Source organism: Methylobacterium sp. DB0501, assembly GCF_011043735.1.
Taxonomy (GTDB): domain Bacteria; phylum Pseudomonadota; class Alphaproteobacteria; order Rhizobiales; family Beijerinckiaceae; genus Methylobacterium; species Methylobacterium alsaeris.
This window is the reverse complement of the sequence record NZ_JAAKGV010000001.1, coordinates 270760-287586: the sequence shown is the minus strand read 5'-3', so window position 1 is coordinate 287586 and position 16827 is coordinate 270760. Positions and strand designations below refer to the sequence as shown.

The 16827-nt window shown below is 69.0% G+C and carries 15 protein-coding genes; 8 read left to right on the top strand and 7 right to left on the bottom strand.

Going from position 1 to position 16827, the window contains the following annotated elements:
• The first annotated feature begins 19 nt into the window (after positions 1 to 19).
• Positions 20 to 1141, top strand: a complete 1122-nt coding sequence (locus tag G4G93_RS01320) for an aldo/keto reductase (RefSeq protein WP_165080514.1) — start codon at positions 20 to 22, stop codon at positions 1139 to 1141.
• A 360-nt stretch (positions 1142 to 1501) separates the two neighbouring features.
• Here G4G93_RS01320 and G4G93_RS01315 read toward each other — a convergent pair whose 3' ends face one another.
• From G4G93_RS01315 to G4G93_RS01305, 3 genes are all read right to left on the bottom strand, one after another.
• Positions 1502 to 2035, bottom strand: coding sequence for a hypothetical protein (locus G4G93_RS01315; RefSeq protein WP_165080512.1), 534 nt, complete (start codon positions 2033 to 2035; stop codon positions 1502 to 1504).
• 2 nt (positions 2036 to 2037) lie between these two features.
• On the bottom strand, positions 2038 to 3882 hold the full coding sequence (locus G4G93_RS01310; protein ID WP_312891614.1) for a phospholipase D-like domain-containing protein: 1845 nt from the start codon (positions 3880 to 3882) through the stop codon (positions 2038 to 2040).
• Between the two features lie 396 nt (positions 3883 to 4278).
• Entirely contained in the window at positions 4279 to 5697 is a 1419-nt protein-coding gene (locus tag G4G93_RS01305; protein ID WP_165080510.1) for a pyridoxal phosphate-dependent decarboxylase family protein, read from the bottom strand.
• A 422-nt stretch (positions 5698 to 6119) separates the two neighbouring features.
• Between G4G93_RS01305 and G4G93_RS01300 the strand changes: the two genes are divergently transcribed.
• From G4G93_RS01300 to G4G93_RS01280, 5 genes are all read left to right on the top strand, one after another.
• A complete protein-coding gene (locus G4G93_RS01300) occupies positions 6120 to 6443 on the top strand; it encodes a hypothetical protein (RefSeq protein WP_165080508.1) in 324 nt (107 codons plus the stop codon).
• A 194-nt stretch (positions 6444 to 6637) separates the two neighbouring features.
• Positions 6638 to 6901 (top strand): hypothetical protein, encoded by a 264-nt coding sequence (locus G4G93_RS01295; RefSeq protein ID WP_165080506.1) that lies wholly within the window; start codon positions 6638 to 6640, stop codon positions 6899 to 6901.
• A gap of 125 nt (positions 6902 to 7026) precedes the next feature.
• Positions 7027 to 9009 (top strand): PhoX family phosphatase, encoded by a 1983-nt coding sequence (locus G4G93_RS01290; protein ID WP_165080504.1) that lies wholly within the window; start codon positions 7027 to 7029, stop codon positions 9007 to 9009.
• A 191-nt stretch (positions 9010 to 9200) separates the two neighbouring features.
• Complete coding sequence (locus tag G4G93_RS01285; RefSeq protein ID WP_165080501.1) at positions 9201 to 9620, top strand: hypothetical protein; 420 nt, start codon at positions 9201 to 9203, stop codon at positions 9618 to 9620.
• A gap of 140 nt (positions 9621 to 9760) precedes the next feature.
• Positions 9761 to 10096, top strand: a complete 336-nt coding sequence (locus G4G93_RS01280) for a hypothetical protein (protein ID WP_165080499.1) — start codon at positions 9761 to 9763, stop codon at positions 10094 to 10096.
• 103 nt (positions 10097 to 10199) lie between these two features.
• On the opposite strand, the gene G4G93_RS01275 is transcribed toward G4G93_RS01280, so the two are convergent.
• Genes G4G93_RS01275 through G4G93_RS01265 form a run of 3 tightly spaced genes read right to left on the bottom strand, consistent with a single transcriptional unit; the run spans position 10200 to position 14003 of the window.
• Entirely contained in the window at positions 10200 to 12437 is a 2238-nt protein-coding gene (locus tag G4G93_RS01275) for a xanthine dehydrogenase family protein molybdopterin-binding subunit (RefSeq protein ID WP_165080497.1), read from the bottom strand.
• Positions 12430 to 13485 (bottom strand): FAD binding domain-containing protein, encoded by a 1056-nt coding sequence (locus tag G4G93_RS01270; protein ID WP_165080495.1) that lies wholly within the window; start codon positions 13483 to 13485, stop codon positions 12430 to 12432. Before G4G93_RS01270 ends, G4G93_RS01275 begins: the two co-directional genes overlap by 8 nt.
• Positions 13482 to 14003, bottom strand: coding sequence for a (2Fe-2S)-binding protein (locus G4G93_RS01265; protein WP_165080493.1), 522 nt, complete (start codon positions 14001 to 14003; stop codon positions 13482 to 13484). Before G4G93_RS01265 ends, G4G93_RS01270 begins: the two co-directional genes overlap by 4 nt.
• Before the next feature lie 173 nt (positions 14004 to 14176).
• Between G4G93_RS01265 and G4G93_RS01260 the strand changes: the two genes are divergently transcribed.
• Together G4G93_RS01260 and G4G93_RS01255 are read left to right on the top strand one after the other, a co-directional pair.
• A complete protein-coding gene (locus G4G93_RS01260) occupies positions 14177 to 14446 on the top strand; it encodes a hypothetical protein (protein ID WP_165080003.1) in 270 nt (89 codons plus the stop codon).
• Between the two features lie 177 nt (positions 14447 to 14623).
• Positions 14624 to 15589, top strand: a complete 966-nt coding sequence (locus tag G4G93_RS01255) for a D-2-hydroxyacid dehydrogenase (RefSeq protein ID WP_165080491.1) — start codon at positions 14624 to 14626, stop codon at positions 15587 to 15589.
• Between the two features lie 254 nt (positions 15590 to 15843).
• Here G4G93_RS01255 and G4G93_RS01250 read toward each other — a convergent pair whose 3' ends face one another.
• The gene (locus G4G93_RS01250) at positions 15844 to 16254 is read right to left on the bottom strand and encodes a TerB family tellurite resistance protein (protein WP_246736465.1); all 411 of its coding nucleotides are present in this window, start codon (positions 16252 to 16254) and stop codon (positions 15844 to 15846) included.
• Positions 16255 to 16827 lie beyond the last annotated feature (573 nt).

Below are 16827 nucleotides of genomic sequence, written 5' to 3'. Positions count from 1 at the left end.
CTATCCCAGGAGAATCGCCATGGAACGTCGCAGCTTCCTGCAGGGCGCGGCCCTCGGGGCCGGTCTCGCGGTCTCGGGCAGCGCGGGGGCGGCCGTGAACAACGCGGCCCCGCCCCCTCCCCTCCCCGGCACCCGGCCCGCCGACCCCGCCGACCTGCCGCTCGTCACCGATCCGGGCGAGCGCCGGGGCGAGATGCTCTACCGCTCCTTCGGGCGCGCGGGCGAAAAGATCTCGGCCATCGGCATGGGCGGCTTCCATCTCGGCAAGAGCGCCGTGACCGACGCCGAGGCGACCCGGCTGATCCATGAGGGGATCGACCGCGGCATCACCTTCATGGACAATTGCTGGGATTACAACGAGGGCCGCTCGGAGGAGCGGATGGGCATCGCCCTCGAGCAGAACGGGTACCGCAACAAGGTCTTCCTGATGTCCAAGATGGACGGGCGGACCAAGCAGGAAGCCATGAAGCAGATCGACCAGTCGCTGCGCCGCCTGCGCACCGACCGGATCGACCTCGTCCAGCACCACGAGATCCTGCGCTACGACGATCCCGACCGGGTCTTCGCCGAGGGCGGCGCCATGGAGGCGTTCGTCGAGGCCAGGAAGGCCGGCAAGCTGCGCTATATCGGCTTCACCGGCCACAAGGATCCGCGCATCCACCTGCAGATGCTCGAAGTGGCGGCCGAGCGCGGCTTCCACTTCGATTCGGTGCAGATGCCGCTGAACGTCATGGACGCGCATTTCCGCAGCTTCGGCCACCTCGTCCTGCCCTACCTCGTCCAGAACGGCATCGCGGCTTTGGCCATGAAGACCTTCGGCGACGGGGTGATCCTGAAGAGCGACGCGCCGATCAAGCCGATCGAGTACCTGCACTTCTCGCTCAACCTGCCGACCTCGGTGGTGATCACCGGCATCCAGAACCAGCGCGACCTCGACCAGGCCTTCGAGGCGGTGAAGACCTTCGCGCCGATGGACAAGGCGACGGTGGCGGAACTCCTGAACCGCAGCCGTCCCTACGCGCTGGAGGGCAAATACGAGCTGTTCAAGACGAGTGCCACCTTCGACGGCACCGCCAAGAACGCCGCCTGGCTCGGCGAGGACGTGCCGGGGGTGAAGAAGCTGGCGCCCACCATGGAGTGAGGGCGGAACGCCATGACGACACAACCATGACGGCTGCCGGCGCGTTGACCCTGTGTCGTCACGCCGGCAAGATCCTGCCGGGAATGAGGCCGTCTCATGGGCGACACGACCGTCCCTCACCGCAACCCGTCCGCCGAACTCCACACGATGAACGAGCGGCTGGCGGCCTGGGCTGCCTGCGCGGCCGAGGACAGCCCGGCGCCGATCGCGCGCGTCGAGGCGATGGGCTACGCGGTGCGGGGCGAGACCCGCGAGGAGGTGGAGGCGGTGTTGCGCCGCCCGCCGGGGCGGGTGGGACGGAGGAGCGGCCAGGACGCGACATGGCCCGGGGTAGTGTGGGCGCCGGCCCGCCCGGGATCATCAGGCGTCGCCCGGAAGCAGATGCTGTCGAAGCGTGCCGGTGCTCCAGCCCGCACCGGCGGCATCGAAGAGCAGCACGCGGTCGAACACGTCGTCCGGCCACGGCGCGATCGTGATGCCGAGTGGCGCGGCGAGCTTCGCAATGCGCTCGTGATGCCAGCAGACCAGGACCGTCTTCGCGGCGCGGAGCGCGGCGGCGATCAGGTCGTTCTCCTGATGGACGGTGAAATCCGTGCGCACGCGGAGTCCGAGATCGGCTGCGAGCGGGGAGACCGTGTGCAGCGGCCGCTTGCTCGGACTGTCCCCGTTCGGCGATGTGGCGAAGATCGCTCCCGGCACGGCGAGGCCCGGCGTCGGGCCGACCGGCGTCGCGGGATTGAAGAAGTGGACGAGCGCCCCCGCCCGCTGCCAGCCCCTGACGGTCAGGTCGTCCCGATCCGTCTCGCCGGCCTCGGTGACGCCGGAGATCCCGGCGAGCTTGTCGGGCTTCTCGGCGTGGCGGATGATCATGAGCTTCGTGCAGGTGGCGGTCACCGTCAGCTCCCCGTCGCCGTGCCGAACCAGAACTGGAGTTCGCGCTCGCGCCGCCTGTTCGCACCGGCATCCGATGCGGGAGCACCGATCTGCCACGAATCATCGTCGGCGAGGCCGGCCCAGCGCGGCCTGCCGTCCTCCGCCTGCACCGACTGGCGCCAGCGGTACTGGCTGTAGACCTGCATGATGTGGCCCGCGTACTGGCTCGCCAGATCGCGATCGCCCTCGATGATGAGCAGGTTCTCGTCGTTCACCCCGCTCGCCTTCGGCCCCATGTTGTGCGATCCCGTCATCACCACCGGACGCTCGCCGTACGGATCGACGACGATGACCTTGCTGTGCACCATGGCGAAGGTGCGCGGCAGCTTGAGCAGCTCGTCGTGCCAATACGCGAACGGGTCCTTGATGGCGGCCGGCAGGACGACATCGGCATTCGCGTCGATCCTGTCGCCGCGGTTGAACAGGGTGACCGGATTCTTCGCGGTACCGGGATCCTGGTTCAGCACGCCCTGGATGTAGAGGTCGGGGTCGTAATGCTGGCCGCTCGGCGAGGCGAGATCGACGATGTCGTTGAACAGCGTCCCGCGTGGGCCGGGATTGAACATCAGGAACAGGATGCCGTCCTTGGCGCCCCGGATGATCTCGCCGGCCTGCTCGAGGTCGAGCTGGCCATGCATGGGCGTGAACCAGAGCGTGGTACCGGCGAGGTCGCCCGCGGTGCGCGGCATGCCGTTCGCGGTCAGCAGGCTGGCGGGCGACGCATCCTCGCAAGCGACCAGCGTTTTCCACTGCTCGAGATACTGGTGCGCCAGGGCGGGGTTGCGCACCAGGACCGCGTTGTTGGCCTGGGTGCACAGACCGGTCTTCGTCCAGTTGGTGCTGCCGGTCCAGACCGCCGACGGCGTTTGGTGCGCGTCGCAGATCACCAGGAACTTGTTGTGCGCGAGCGCTCGCGGCGAGGTCATCCGGTCATGGAGGTCGCACATCGCGAGATCGGCGCGCGCACCGGCGTTCTCGTCGTCGCCTTTGTGCTTCACGCTGCCGTTGCCGAGCACGATGTGCGCGCGCGTGCCGAAGGCCTGAAGCAGCGGGATCAGCTCCGGGTCGTCGAGTTCGAACAGGGCGGCGAAGACGTGCCCGCCGCTCTTGTCGGTATCCGCGAGCAGGCCGGTCAGCCTGTCGCGCACCGGACCGCCGAGGAAGTTGCGGATCTTGTTGCCCGGAGTGGCGATGATCTCGCGCAGCGCCTGGTCGGGATGGGCCTCCGGCAGCAGTCGCGCGAGCCATTGGCTCGCCACGATGCCGCGGTTGAAGGAGCAGGAGATCCGTCCCGCGGTCTCGGCGCCGACCTCGACCACCTCGCTCCAGGCAGAGGCGTTCGCCGTGTCCTCGGTGAGCGCACCGGCTGCCCCGAGCATCGGCGTCACGCGGTAGGCGACTTGGTCGCCCGGATCGACCATGAAGTCGGACCACAGATATTTCTGGATCGGCCATTCCGTCGTCGGCTTGCGCGTGCCGGAATCGACGGATGGCCCACCCGCGAACCCGACCCAGCTCGACACCACCTCGATGGCGAACCCCTCGGCGTCCGGCGCGGTCGCCGTCGGGCTCGGTGGGCTGGCGGCTCCCCGCTTCACCCGTCGGGTCAGGGCGAAGCCGCGACAGCCTGCGATGAAGTCCACGTTCCAAGCGATGAGCACGCTGTCCACGCTCGGACGCACGACGATTTCGATCGACATTGGAATACTCCCATGCATCATTATCATAAAATTAATTTCTGGATATATAAAGCATATTTTCACATTTTTTACTGTTAATTGACTATCTAAATCAGCATGCCGCGTCACGTTTTGCTATAATAATTCGACAAGATCGTTCAATGTTATCCAATATATTTTGTATATTGTAAATTTATTGCTTGTAATAAATACATAAATATGCATTTATTGACATGTTATTGCAATAATATTTGCAAAATAGCAATGATATTATTTAATATCGTTTCTTTTTGTTTCCAAGAAGCCTTGGCGCCGGCGATGACGGAGAGGTCATGGGCGAATCAATTCATCGACTTGGCTCATGCGGGGCCCCGGCCGGCCGCAACACGCATCGCACCGTCCGCCGGGCGACTCGGCCGGTCGACCTCGGGCGGGCGGGACGACGCTCGCCGCGGGAGGGCCGGCCGCCCGCACCTTCCCGGATGCGACACGGCCAGCCCGCGAACCTGCCCCGGCGGGCCCCACTCACCCCGCCCGCAACCCCGCCGCGATCTCCCGCACCGCGTCCCACGCGGTCATCACGTCCGCCCGCGTCGTCGTGGTCTGGCCGACCTGGAAGCGGATGACGAAGCGGCCGTCGTGCCGGGTCTGGGTCAGGTAGGTGCGGCCGTCGTCGTTGATGCGCTCGACGAGGCGGGCGTTGAGCGCGTCGAGGTCGTCGGCACCGGCGGGGGCGTAGCGGAAGCTGAACAGCGACAGGATCGGCGCCGAGGTCAGCTCGAAGTCGGGATCGGCGTCGATGATCCCCGCCAGTTCCCGCGCCCAGGCGACGTGGTCGCGGATCATGCCCTGCAGCGTCTCGACGCCGTAGGAGCGGATCACGAACCACAGCTTCAGCGCCCGGAAGCGGCGGCCGAGGGGAATCGACCACTCGTTGTAGTCGACGACGCCGTCATGGCCCAGCGTGCGCAGGTAGGAGGGCCGCAGGCCCAGCGTGTCGGTCAGGGCCTTGGGATCGCGCACGAAATGGGCCGAGCAGTCGAAATGGGTGAACAGCCACTTGTGCGGGTTGAAGACCAGGCTGTCGGCGGCGTCCGCGCCGCGCATCAGGTCGCGGAATTCGGGGCAAATCATCGCGCTGCCGGCCCAGGCGGCGTCGACGTGGAGGAAGACGCCGTGCCGGCGCGCCACGGCGGCAACGGCCTCGATCGGGTCGCAGGCGCCGATGCCGGTGCCGCCGAGGCACGCGACGATCGCGGCCGGCACGTGCCCCGCCTCGCGGTCGGCCCGGATCGCCGCGTCGAGGGCGTCCGGGTTCATGCCGTAGAGAGGCCCCGAGACCGGGATCCGCACCAGGTTGGCATCGCCGATTCCGGCGATGCGGACCGCCTTGTCGACCGAGGAATGCACCTGCTCGGAGGCGTAGACCCGCAAGGTCGGCCCGCCGGCAAGCCCCTGCGCGTTGCCGGTGAAGCCGAGCGCCCGCTCGCGGGCGGTGAGGAGGGCGGCGAGCGTCGCCCCCGACGCCGAATCCTGGATCACGCCGGAGAAGCTTTGGGGCAGGCCGATCATCTGGCGCAGCCAGTCCATCACCCGGGTCTCGAGTTCGGTCGCGGCCGGCGAAGTCTGCCAGAGCATGCACTGGGCGGCGAGCGCCGCGGTGACGAACTCCGCCACCAGGGAGGGCGGGCTGGCATTGGCCGGGAAATAGGCGAAGAAGCGCGGGTGCTGCCAGTGGGTCATGCCCGGCATCACCACCCGGTCGAGGTCGGCGAAGATCCGCTCCATCGCCTCGCCCGCCGCCGGGGGGGTCGCGGGAAGCTGGCGGAAGATCTCGCCCGGCGCCACCTGGGCCCGCACCGGCCGCTCGCCGACGCTCGACAGGTAATCCACCGACCAGTCGGCGGCCCGGTGCGCCCAGGCCCGAAACGTCTCGTCGTCCATCCGCTCCTCCCGCCGGCCCGGCATTCCGGTGCCCGGCCGGGTGCTTAGCAGGTTTCATACGATTTCCGATCGCTCGGCGATTGCGACGCAATCGCCGAGCGATCGGAAATCCGCTTCGTTCCGGCGCCGCGCGGCCAGTCATGGCGAGAACGGGACGGCAGGCAGGGCCGGGCTCGGCAATCGAGCGTCCAGGTCTCCAGGCTTGAGCGCGCGATCGAGTTGTGCCACGATCAATCGAGATGTTACTATTTACGGTTGTTTAACCAATTTCTGGTTGCAAAATCCGTCGCCGATGCCTCGCTGGCGCAAGGAAACGTGAAGTCGAGCGGGGGCGGCTACGGCTCCGGAGAATTGTTCGATTTCATTTCAATATTCCTTAGGCTCGATGTGTTAGATCATGGAGACGGCATGCGAGGAGCACGATGTTCGGGCAGCGCACCCAGAGGATCCCGGCGGACAGGTTGACCCGGCGCCACGTTCAGATGAACCGTGGCGGGACGGAGCAGGATGGCTGCCTGATCTATCTCGGTGACGAGCTCGTCTCGGTGCTGGTCCGCCTGGAGCCCGGCACGCCGCACGCGCCCGAGCACCGGCACAAGTGGCGGGTGACCGAGACCTACGGCCCCTGCGAAGGATTGGCCCGCGCGCCTTTGTTCGACACCCCGGACGCAGGAACCGACTGGATCGCAGACCGCCTGCCGCCCCCCGCTCCCCGGCCCTGGCTGGACGCGCACCTGTTGCCGTGAGGCGGGCGTGATACGGGGCCCAAGCCGTTGATGGAAGAAGGCCTTCCGGCCGTTGATCGACCGGGTGCGCCCGCGCACAGGGATTCGCACGCGCCGGCCCCATATTCCACCCGTGCCGCCCGAGCCCGCTGGGGGCCCCTACGCGCCCGCCGCGCCCATGTGAGACGCCGGATCGGATGCGGCCGGAGGTCGCCATGTCCCGCTTCACCTCGTCCCGGTTCGTCACGGCTGCCGCCGCGGTCGCCCTCGCCGTCCTGCCCCTCTCCGCCGCCCACGCCCATGGCGGCGACCGCGAGCCGGCCGGCGGCGCCTTCATGAGCAGCTACGTCACCAACCCCTACGCCACCGCCCGCTCCCCCGCCGAGGCCCGCCCGCTCGACCGGCCGGCGCCGTGGTTCGTGCCCGAGACCACGGGGTCCTTGCGCGCCCTCCCGGCCCGGCCGCGGATGCGGCGTTGATCATCGTCGCGGATGCGGCGTTGGTCATCGTCGCGGACGCGGCGGCGCCCATCGTCATCCGGCCGCCACGGTCCCCAGGGTAAGCTCGCGGCTCGTCGACACAGCGGGAGCGCCGAGGGGACCCGATGACACAGCCGTCGCTGAACCGATCGCAGCAGGCCGAAGCGGCCGAGGATGCCGGCTCGAACCCGAGCCCGAACCCGACCCTCGGCGAGGTCGTGGCCCGGCGCTTCGACCGGCGCGAGATCCTGCGCGGGGGCTTGGCCGGGAGCCTTGCCGTCGCGGCGATCTCGGCGACGCTGGGGCCCCGGGCCGTGGCGGCGGCGGAGAGCGCGCCCGAGACCTTCCCGTTCCGCGAGTTGCCGGCCGGCGCCGACGAGCGCCACCACGTGGCCGAGGGCCACGACGCCGAGGTGCTGATCCGCTGGGGCGATCCGGTCCTGCCCGGCGCTCCGGCCTTCGACCCGCATCGGCAGAGCGCCGCCGCGCAAGCGCAGCAATTCGGCTACAACAACGACTTCCTGGGGTTCTTCCCCCTGCCCGGCGCGCGCGATCCCGCCGGGCACGGCCTCCTCGTCGTCAACCACGAATACACGAACGAGGAGCTGATGTTTCCCGGCCTCGGCCGGCAGGACGGCAAGGCCGCGTTCGCCGGCATGAACCGCGACCTCGTCGACATCGAGATGGCGGCCCATGGCGGCTCGGTGATCGAGGTGATGCGCGAGGGCGGGCGCTGGCGCGTCGTGCCGAACTCGCCTTACGCCCGCCGCATCACCGCGACGACCCCGATGCGGCTCGCCGGCCCCGCCGCCGGTTCCGACCGCCTGCGCACGAGCGCCGACCCGGAGGGCAAGACGGTGCTCGGCATGCTCAACAACTGCGCGGGCGGCGTCACGCCCTGGGGCACGTGGCTGACCTGCGAGGAGAACGTCAACTACTACTTCGAGGGCCGCCTGCCCGAGGGCTCGGCCGAGGCGAAGAACCACAAGCGCCTCGGCATGCCGGGCAACCTCTACGGCTGGGCCCGCTTCCACGAGCGCTTCGACCTCGGACGGGAGCCGAACGAGCCGAACCGCTTCGGCTGGGTCGTCGAGATCGATCCCTTCGACCCGACGAGCGTGCCGGTCAAGCGCACCGCCATGGGCCGCTTCAAGCACGAGGGTGCGGCGGGCGCGATGGCGAAGAACGGCCGCTACGTGGTGTTCCAGGGCGACGACGAGCGCTTCGACTACGTCTACCGCTTCGTCACGAAGGACGCGGTAAACACCGCCGACAGGTCGGCGAACCGCGACATCCTCGATTCCGGCACGCTGTCGGTCGCCCGCTTCGACGCGGACGGGCGCGGCACCTGGCTGCCGGTCGTGTTCGGGCAGGGCCCGCTGACGCCGGAGAACGGATTTCGCGACCAGGCCGACGTGCTGATCGAGACCCGCCGGGCCGCCGATCTCCTCGGCGCCACCAAGATGGACCGGCCGGAGGACGTCGAGGCCAACCCGAAGACCGGCAAGGTCTACGTGATGCTGACCAACAACACGCGCCGCAAGGCCGACCAGGTCGACGCCGCGAACCCGCGGCCGGACAACCGCTTCGGCCACATCGTCGAGCTGTCGCCCGAGGGCGGCGACTTCGCGGCCGACCGCTTCGCCTGGGAGGTGCTGGTGCGCTGCGGCGATCCTTCGGTCGCGGCAGTGGGCGCCACCTTCTCCTCCGCAACGACGAAGGACGGGTGGTTCGGCATGCCGGACAATTGCGCCGTCGACGGCGAGGGCCGCCTCTGGGTCGCCACCGACGGCAACTCGCCGTCGAAGACCGGCCGCGCCGACGGCATCTGGGCGATGGAGACCGACGGCGCCCGCCGCGGCACCGCCAAGCACTTCTTCCAGGTGCCGCTGGGGGCCGAGATGTGCGGCCCCTACTTCACCCCCGACGACACCACCTTCTTCGTCGCCGTGCAGCATCCCGGCGAGGCCGACGAGGAGGACCCGAACGCCCAGCCGGCCACCTTCGAGAACCCGGCGACCCGCTGGCCCGATTTCGACCCCGCCCTGCCGCCGCGCCCGGCGGTGCTGGCGATCACGAAGCGGGGTGGGGGGAAGGTGGGGACGTAACACGGCCCATCGGCCAAATGCGCGTGCGCCGACTTCGAGGGCGCACGAAGCGAAACTGTGATAACGATCGAGGCAACTCCCTTTCCGGTCTCGATCGCCGGGAAGGGTAAGGGAGTGATGCGAAATTGGAAGGTAAGCTCTCCAAATTCGCGGGTTGCAGCATGCAATGTCAGCCTGAGACGAGACCGAAGATGTCTGATAACGAAAACGGAGATGCATCTCGCCCTTTCATTTCTAAAAACTCAAGTTTCAATTCTTACATAGATGAAAATCCCATAATATCGTCCGGCATTATTGTTGCACCAAGCAATAGTTTAATACATATTGCCCCTTTTACTAATGCACCTGATTATAAGATATATTTTAAATATCGATTTTCTATCGAGGTAAAGACTCAGATTCATATTGCAACTAAAGATCAAAATAATGTCGTACTTACCCTTGAGAGAAATTGGACATCTCTCAATACATCTGCTTTTTCTAAAGACGTTGTAGTTGCAAGTGATGACAAGCATTTATACCTGATGAATTTAGTTTTTCAGGCGATTGGATCAGAAGAAAAACATACAGCACTGCTTCACTATACGATCTACTCCGAGGCGCTCCTCTGATGGCAGAGACGATACGTCCTCCGGCCGGACTTCAGCTCGTTACCAGGGATGGCGAAAGGCTCAATGCTCCTGACGAAACCCCCGCGACGGAATTACATCATAGCCAGGATGGAGGCGGCGACGGTCCGGGAGGCGGCCACTTGCAGCAGCGTGTCGAAGCCCTCGAGAAGGGCATGCAGAAGCTGGAAGGCAAGATCGACAGGCTCACTGAGCTCGTTAATGGCTTCGGCTTGAAAACTTCCGAGCGCCTGGGGACCATCGAAGGCCGCCTCACCGGAATCGAGAAAACCCTCGAGTCGAGGGCGGCCAAGTCCGACCTCACGCCGCTCGAAGCCAAGATTGCGGCGGTAGACGGGAAGATCGCGCATCTCCCGACAACGTCCGCTATGATCACGCTCATGCTCGGTGCCGTCGGGCTGTCTCTCGGTGGCGCCGCGGGCTTGGCTTTTACGCTCTTCAGGATCTTCAAGCCTTAACGCTACCGAATTCTCAAAGGCGACAACTTTGCCGGTCTCGGAGCGTGTCCGAAGCCGGCAGAGTCGCCGCGATGTCAGGGCGGCAGGAAAGATCGCACCCAGCTCATAGCAGCTTGTCCAGCGTCACCGGCAACGTCCTCACCCGCCTGCCGGTCGCGTGCCAGATCGCGTTGACGATCGCACCGGCGCTCCCGGTCACGCCGATCTCGCCCACCCCCTTGATGCCGAGCGGGTTGACGTGCGGGTCCTCCTCCTCGACCAGGATCGCCTCCAGGGCAGGCACGTCGGCGTTCACCGGCACGTGGTACTCGGCGAGGTTGGCGTTCATCGGCCGGCCGGTGCGCGGGTCCATCACCGCCTGCTCGTGCAGGGCGAAGGAGACGCCCCAGATCATCCCGCCGTAATACTGGCTGCGCACCAGCCGCGGATTGATGATCCGCCCGGCCGCGAAGGCGCCGACGAGGCGGGTCGTCCGGATCTGGCCGAGATCGGGATCGACCGTCACCTCGGCGAAGACCGCGCCGTGGGCGTGCATGGCGTAGTGCTCCCGCGCCGCATCGGGCCCGGCCGCGCCCTTGCCCTCGACCGCGTCGCGCCCGGCCCTTGCCAGGATTTCGGCGAAGGCCTCGGACCGGGTCTCGTCGTCGCGTCGCACCAGGCGGCCGCCGCGGGCGATCACCCCGGCATTGCCGGCGCCGTAGAGGGGCGAGCGCCGGTCCTGCGTCGCGAGGGCCGTGAGCTGCGCGATCGCGTCCGCCGCCGCCGCCTTGATCGCCGTGCCGGCGGTGGCGGTGTGGGCCGAGCCGCCGGCGATGCCGCCATTCGGCAGGTCCGAGGAGCCGATGCGGAAATCGATCGCCTCGATGGAGAGGCCGAGCTCCTCCGCGGCGATCTGGGCCAGGGCGGTCCAGGCCCCCTGCCCCATGTCGATGGCGCCGATCGCGACCGCCGCCTCGCCGGTCGCCGTCAGCACCGCCCGCGCCTCGGCCTGGAACATCAGCGCCGGGAAGGTGGCGGTACCGACCCCCCAGCCGACGAGAAGGCCGTCGGGGGTGCGCATCCGCCCCGGCGCAAGCGGGCGCTTGCTCCAGCCGAACGCCTCCGCGCCACGCGCGTAGCATTCGCGCAGGGCCTTCGAGGAGAACGGCTTGCCGGAGGCCGGCTCGGTCTCGGCGTAGTTGCGCAGGCGGAACGCCAGCGGGTCCATGCCGCAGGCCTCGGCCATCTCGTCGATGGCGCCCTCCAGCGCCACGCTGCCCGAGGCCTCGCCGGGCGCGCGCATGAAGAGCGGCGTGCCGGTATCGAGCCGCACCGCCCGGTGGCGGGTGGCGAGCGCCGGCGCGGCGTAGAGAGTGTGCGAGACGCCGCCGCTCGGCTCGATGAAGTCGTCGAAGGTGCTGGTCGCCGTGAGCGTCTCGTGGTCGAGGGCGGTGAGGCCCCCGTCCTCGGCGGCGCCGAGACGGAGGTTCTGGCGGGTCGGGGCGCGGTGGCCGACCGGGCCGAACATCTGCGGCCGGCTCATGACGAGCTTCACCGGCCGGCCGACGAGGCGGGCCGCCATGATGCCGAGCACCTGGGGCCCGGCGATCATCCCCTTCGAGCCGAAGCCGCCGCCGAGGAACGGACTGCGGATATGGATATCCGACGGAGCGATGCCGAACAGGCCGGCGATGCGCGCTTGCGCCATGGCGAGCCCCTGCGAGGGCATGTCGAGGTCGAGCGTGTCGCCGTCCCAGGTCGCGACGACGGCGTGGGGCTCCATGGCGTTGTGGTACTGGGCCGGCGTCTCGTAGGTCGCCTCGATCCGGCGCGAGGCCGCGGCGAGGCCGGATTCGACGTCGCCCGTCGCCATGTCGGCCGGATCGCCGACGCCGATCGCCGGCGGGGTGAAGGGCTCGGATGAATCGAGCCCGACCGCCGGGGTCTCGGCCTCGTAGGCCGGATCGAGCAGGGCGGCGCCCTCGGTCGCGGCTTCCAGCGTCTCGGCGATCACCACCGCGACCGGCTGGTTGGCGTAGCGCACCCGGTCGTCCTGCAGCAGGTCGAGCCGGAAGGTGAACCCGTCGGTCTTCTCGTCCGGGTGGCGGGCGAGGGCCGGCTTGTTCTGCGGCGTCATCACGGCGACGACGCCCGGATGGCTTTTCGCCGCCGCGACGTCGAGATGCGTGACGCGGCCGCGGGCGATGCGGCTCACCGCCATCACGGCGTAGAGCATCCCGGGCGGGTGATGGTCGGCGGCATAGGCGGCGGCGCCGGTCACCTTCAGGATCCCGTCCCGGCGGGTGAGCGGCTGGCCGATGCTGGAGCCGTGGCGGATCGGGCGGGGAGCGGTCTCAGGCATGGGGGGCCTCCGGGGCGGGGGCGAGGACGGAACCCGGCAGGGCCGGCAGGCGCTCCGGCGTACCGGCAGCGGCGCGGTGGAGCGCCCGCACCACGAGCCGGCGGGCGAGCTCGATCTTGAAGGCGTTGTCGCCGGACGGCTCGGCGCCGGTCAGCGCGGCGTCGGCCGCGTCCCGGAAGGCGGACTCGTCGGGCGCACGGCCGGCGAGCAGGCCTTCCGCCTCGCGGGCCCGCCAGGGCTTCAGGGCGACGCCGCCGAGCGCCAGCCGCGCCTCGGCGATGCGCCCGCCCTCGAGGCGCAGGCCCACGGCGGCCGAGACCACCGCGAAGGCGTAGGACGTGCGGTCGCGGACCTTCAGGTAGCGGCTGTGGCCGGAAAAGCCCGCGGCCTCCGGCGGCAGGACGAGGGCGGTGATGAGGTCGCCGGGTTCCAGCACCGTCTCGCGCTCCGGCGCGTCGCCGGGCAGGCGGTGGAAGGATTCGAGCGGCACGGTGCGGGTGCCGGCGGGCCCCGCGATCTCGACGCGCGCATCCAGCGCCACGAGGGGCACGCAGAAATCCGACGGGTGGGTGGCGATGCAGGCCTCGCTCCAGCCGAGGATCGCGTGCAGGCGCGTCTCGCCACCCTGCGCGTCGCAGCCGGTGCCGGGCCGGCGCTTGTTGCAGGCGCTGGCGGTGTCGGCGAAGTAGGGGCAGCGGGTGCGCTGCATGACGTTGCCGGCCGCGGTCGCGGCGTTGCGCAGCTGCGCCGAGGCGCCCGACAGCAGCGCCTCGGCCACCGCCGGATAGGCCCCGGCGAAGGCGGGATCGTGCGCGAGGTCGCTGTTGCGGGCGAGCGCCCCGATCCGCACCGATCCGTCGTCCCGGCGCGCCACGGCGGCGAGGCCGGGAAGCCGGGTGATGTCGACGAGGCGGGTGGGCCGGCTGACGCCGCCCTTCATCAGGTCCAGGAGGTTGGTGCCGGCGGCGAGATAGGCGGCGCCGGGCTCGGCCCCCGACGCGACCGCACCGGCGACGTCGGTCGCGCGGACATACTCGAACGGGATCATGCCGCCTCTCCCTGCCGACCGGCCGGTCGCTGGCCCGTCGATTGCTGGATCATGGCCTGTTGCGCCTCCAGCACCGCCTCGGTGATGCCCGCGTAGGCGCCGCAGCGGCACAGGTTGCCGCTCATCGCCTCGCGCACCCGCTCGGGATCGTTCCCGGCCTGGGCCTCGCGGATCAGCCCGACCGCGCTCATGATCTGGCCCGGGGTGCAGAAGCCGCACTGGAACCCGTCATGGGCGATGAAGGCCTCCTGCACCGGATGCAGGCGGTCTCCCTCCGCCAATCCCTCGATGGTCAGGATCTCGGCGCCGTCGAGGCTGATCGCCAGGGCGAGGCAGGCATTGATCCTACGCCCGTCGACCAGCACCGTGCAGGCGCCGCACTGGCCGCGGTCGCAGCCCTTCTTGGCGCCGGTGAGATGCAGGCCCTCGCGCAGGAGGTCGAGCAGGGTCGTGCGCAGGTCAGGAAGCGGGATCGTACGCCTCGTGCCGTTCACCGTCAGGACGATGTCGACGCTCATGCGGTATCCTCCAGGCTAGACCGTGTCCAAACTAATCCAGCGTCTTGAAGCGCCCAGGTGCGGCGGCGTGCGGCGGCGTGCGGCAGCGCACATGTCGCGGCGAACCTTTTGCCGGCCCATCTGTTGACGCTGCGAAACCGCCCAGCGGTCCCCCTCGACTGACAGGATCTCCAATGAAGACCCGCCTCGCCCTCGCCGCGGCCCTGCTGACCGTCGCCGCCGCCCCCGCTTTCGCCCAGGGCGGCTCGCCCTACAACCGCTCGGGCTCGCAGGCCGGCGGCCCGCTGGCCGGCGCGGAGCGCGCCTACGGCGCCCCGGGCGGCGCCCCGGCCGTCGACAGCACCGGCAGCGTCGTCGTCTATCCGCGTGGCGACCGCGGCGTGCTGGTCCGCGAGGTGCCCCCGGGCTACGCCCCGGCCGCGCCTTACGTCTACGGCCGCTGATCGAGCCGGGGTCCCGTTCCGCCCCGTTCGGGACCCTGTCTCTCGCGAGCCGGCGAAGCCCGTCCCTGCGCAAGCGGGGGCGGGCTTCCGTTTGTGGCGTTACGGCTTGCCTCCTGCCCGACCCCGGTGTGAACTCCCGCGGCCCCGCTTCCCCGCACGCGCCCGAGCCGCCCGCCGATGACCGCCCCCACCCTCTCCGGCCCCATCGTCCTCGCCCACGCCGCCTATCGCCTCGGCGACGCCTACGCGGCCAGGGGCGCGCCGCAGCCCTTCGTCGAGGTGCGCGATCTCGCGGCGCTGGACGACGCGGTCGCGGAGGCCGAGGTGCTGGTGGTCTCGGGGCTCTGGCGCCATTCCCTGCTGGAGCGGGCACCGCGCCTGCGCTTCATCCAGTCGATCAGCGCCGGCACCGACCAGTTCCCGAAGGACGCCTTGCGCGAGCGCGGCATCCGCCTCGCCAGCGCACAAGGCGGCAACGAGCGCGCGGTGGCCGAGCACGCGCTGGCGCTGATGCTCGGCCTGACCCGCCATCTGCCGGAGGCGCTGCGCCACCAGGCCGCCGCGACGTGGCGGCCGATGATCGCCGACCCGGCCCTCCGCGAGCGCGAACTGGGCGGGCGGACGCTGCTGGTGATCGGCCTCGGGCGCATCGGCACCCGCATCGCCCGGCTGGCGCGAGGGTTCGACATGCGAGTGATCGGCCTGCGCCGCCGCCCGATCGAGCCCGGCGACCCGGTCGCGGCGGTGTTCTCCCCCGACCGGCTGCACGAGGCCCTGGCCCAGGCCGGCGTGGTGGCGCTCGCCTGCCCGCTGACGCCGGAGACCGAGGGGCTGATCGACGAGGCGGCGCTCGCGGCGATGCGGCCGGACGCGCTGCTGATCAACGTCGCCCGCGGCCGGGTGGTCGACCAGGACGCCCTGGCGCGTGCGCTCGCGGACAGCCGGATCGCCGGCGCCGGCCTCGACTGCTTCCACGAGGAGCCGCTGCCGCCGGAGGCGCCGTTCTGGGGGATGCCGAACGTCATCGTCACGCCCCACAGCGCCGGGGAGACGAACCTCTACGAGGGCCGGGTCGTCGACCTGCTCATCGAGAATCTCGGGCGGCTGCGGCGGGGGGAGGAGCTGTTGAATCCGGTGGTGTGATACGAAATCCGGAAGATCACGTCCGGATTTCGTATCACCAGCCCGCGCGGCGTCTGAGCGACGCCGATTTCCGCATTGCGAGGCAATCAGTCGGAAATCGCATGAGGGGCCGAACTCGGGGAGATACGCGCCTCGACCGGGGTTCATGCTCGCACGACGATCGCGCGCGTCCCCCCTCTCCCCGCCTGCGGGGAGAGGGGGGACGCGCGCCTATTCCGGAAGCCGAGCGGATCAGACCACGCCCGGCCCTGCTCTCACCGATCCAGCACCGCCCGGTCGTTCTTCGCCACCAGGGCCTTGAAGTACGGGGTCAGGTCGTTCTCCGACAGGCCGAAGGCCTGCGAGAACTGCATGATGAGCTGCTGCTCGGCCGGCTCGGCCTCGCCGTCGGCCATGGCGCTGTCGATCATGTTGAGGATGATGCAGAGCCGCTGGTCGGGGCGCAGGCGCGGGGCCGCGTCGGCTAGGAACTGGGCCGGCTGGGTCGAGCGGGCGTACTTGACGGCGGATTCGAGCTGCTGGCGCGTCGCGCTGCGGCCGAGCACCGACATCAGGTGGCCGACCTCCTCCGGGTCGATCTCGCCGTCGGCGCTCATGCAGTAGATCAGCGAGACCGCGAGGCAGGTCCGCGGCGTCAGGTCGAGCGAGGTCTGCGACTTGAACATGTTGAACATCGTCGGGGGCCCCTGGCAAATTCTCTGGCGGAATGCTGAAGTGGTGCATCCGCGCAGCCGTCGATTACCGCAATGCCGCGGCGGTGTCGATCGTCCGCGGGCCGGTCGAGCGCGAGTATTTTTCTCCTGCCAAGCCTTCCGTTGGGCGGTCCGCGCTCCCATATAAGCGCCTCGTTATCCTATATACGTTCGATCCGAGGGTTTAATCCCCGGGCGATGCTTTGAAAAGCCGGATCGGTTGCGGCGCGGCATCCGGGGTCGGCGGTGCCGGTCCGGCCGACGGCGTCGACGGGCGCGACCCTCGGCACCGTGCCCGATCCCCATGATCCAAGCCCCGTCAACGGCACGCACCTCGGATCGTCCGCGATTGTCTCATGTTTCATCGGGAAGGAAGCGACATTTTCTCTCTTCTTGTGCCGCCATAGCAAGATCAACTCCCGCTATACGCTCATTTAAAATCTCATTTCATTGACTGATCTCGGATCCGGCCGCATCGTAAGCGGCATCGAGCACGGGGGCTGCGACGCCCCGGCCGTGCCGCTGCTCCTGACCTCCGGATCGGAC

Coding starts and splice junctions, on each gene's coding strand:
- G4G93_RS01300 (WP_165080508.1), top strand. CDS start 6,120: ATGTTCGGGCAGCGCACCCAGAGGATCCCGGCGGACAGGTTGACCCGG.
- G4G93_RS01275 (WP_165080497.1), bottom strand. CDS start 12,437: ATGCCTGAGACCGCTCCCCGCCCGATCCGCCACGGCTCCAGCATCGGC.
- G4G93_RS01305 (WP_165080510.1), bottom strand. CDS start 5,697: ATGGACGACGAGACGTTTCGGGCCTGGGCGCACCGGGCCGCCGACTGG.
- G4G93_RS01295 (WP_165080506.1), top strand. CDS start 6,638: ATGTCCCGCTTCACCTCGTCCCGGTTCGTCACGGCTGCCGCCGCGGTC.
- G4G93_RS01270 (WP_165080495.1), bottom strand. CDS start 13,485: ATGATCCCGTTCGAGTATGTCCGCGCGACCGACGTCGCCGGTGCGGTC.
- G4G93_RS01290 (WP_165080504.1), top strand. CDS start 7,027: ATGACACAGCCGTCGCTGAACCGATCGCAGCAGGCCGAAGCGGCCGAG.
- G4G93_RS01265 (WP_165080493.1), bottom strand. CDS start 14,003: ATGAGCGTCGACATCGTCCTGACGGTGAACGGCACGAGGCGTACGATC.
- G4G93_RS01285 (WP_165080501.1), top strand. CDS start 9,201: ATGTCTGATAACGAAAACGGAGATGCATCTCGCCCTTTCATTTCTAAA.
- G4G93_RS01320 (WP_165080514.1), top strand. CDS start 20: ATGGAACGTCGCAGCTTCCTGCAGGGCGCGGCCCTCGGGGCCGGTCTC.
- G4G93_RS01260 (WP_165080003.1), top strand. CDS start 14,177: ATGAAGACCCGCCTCGCCCTCGCCGCGGCCCTGCTGACCGTCGCCGCC.
- G4G93_RS01250 (WP_246736465.1), bottom strand. CDS start 16,254: ATGTTCAAGTCGCAGACCTCGCTCGACCTGACGCCGCGGACCTGCCTC.
- G4G93_RS01255 (WP_165080491.1), top strand. CDS start 14,624: ATGACCGCCCCCACCCTCTCCGGCCCCATCGTCCTCGCCCACGCCGCC.